Here is a 1,228-nt window from a genome sequence, read left to right as displayed (position 1 = left end):
TGAATCGCCACGGATTTTTTAGACACCCTTGAGCCTCTGAAAATACCGCTTCTCGTACTCAACTGGAGAAAGCCGCTCATTACCTCCATGACGGCGCTTCGGATTGTAGAACATCTCGATGTAATCGAAGATATCCTGCCGGGCGTCTTCCCTTGTTGCGTAGGTCTTGCGCTTGATCCGTTCCCGCTTCAATAGCTGGAAAAAGCTCTCTGCAACGGCGTTGTCGTGGCAGTTACCACGCCGGCTCATACTTGCTTCCAGATTGTGCTCCTTCAGGAAGTCGCGCCAGTCGTAGCTACTGAACTGACTTCCCTGATCTGAATGCACCATCACTGTGCTTTCAGGCCTTCTGCGCCAAACAGCCATCAGCAGAGCGTTCATGGCCAGGTCGGTATCAATGCGTGCCCCCATGGACCAGCCGATGACTTGGCGCGAAAACAAATCCAGAACGACGGTTAGGTAGAGCCAGCCTTCATAAGTTCGGATATAGGTTATGTCTGTCACCCAAACCCTGTTCGGCTCCTCGACGTCAAACTGCCGCTGCAGAAGGTTCGGCGCCACAATCGATGGTGGGCCACCGGACTTCCATTTTCGCTTGCTGTAACCAGTTTGCGAACGGATACCGGCCGACCGCATCAGACGGTGAACCCGGTTGATCCCGCAGCGCTCCCCCAGCTCGCGCAGATCATCGGAGACCTTCCGGTATCCATAGACTGCACCGCTTTCCAGCCAAGATTGTTTGATATGTCCCAGCAGGCGCTTGTCCTCTTTAGCCCGCGCGCTTTCAGGCTGCAGGCACCATGCATAGAAGCCACTGGGATGCACCTCTAGCATTTTGCAAAGACGCCGTACCGGATACATCCCCTGGAAGTCCCGGATGAAGGTGTACCTTACCCGGACGTCTTGGCAAAGTACACCGCGGCTTTTTTCAAGATGTCGCGCTCCTCGGTTACTCGCTTCAGCTCTGCTTTCAAGCGTCGCAGTTCATCATCTTTAGCATCTGCCGCAGCCCGCTCCGCCGGTGGCGTCTCATAGCGCTTTACCCAGGCGTAGATGCTGTGAATGCTGACGCCAAGTCGCTCGGCGACTTCGCTGACTGGATGACCACGCTCAGTTACCTGCTTGACTGCCGCAATCTTGAATTCTTCGGTGTACCTCTTGTCGCTCATAACTGCTCCTTTGCCCTAAATTATGGCTCAGGAGTGTCTACAATACTCGTGGCGATTCA

The 1,228-nt window shown here is 54.6% G+C and carries 1 protein-coding gene; it reads right to left on the bottom strand.

Translation table 11 applies throughout. From position 1 onward, the window contains the following. Window positions 1-18: 18 nt before the first annotated feature. Window positions 19-1,169 (bottom strand): IS3 family transposase gene (locus BM436_RS35895; RefSeq protein WP_093561690.1). Its coding sequence is split into 2 segments (ribosomal slippage): window positions 19-923 and window positions 923-1,169, totalling 1,152 coding nucleotides; the frame shifts between segments, so codons are not numbered across the junction. Between the last annotated feature and the right edge of the window lie 59 nt (window positions 1,170-1,228).

It is taken from the genome of Pseudoduganella namucuonensis (assembly GCF_900116645.1).
Lineage (GTDB): Bacteria > Pseudomonadota > Gammaproteobacteria > Burkholderiales > Burkholderiaceae_D > Rugamonas > Rugamonas namucuonensis.
This window is presented reverse-complemented; position numbering and strand designations above follow the sequence as displayed.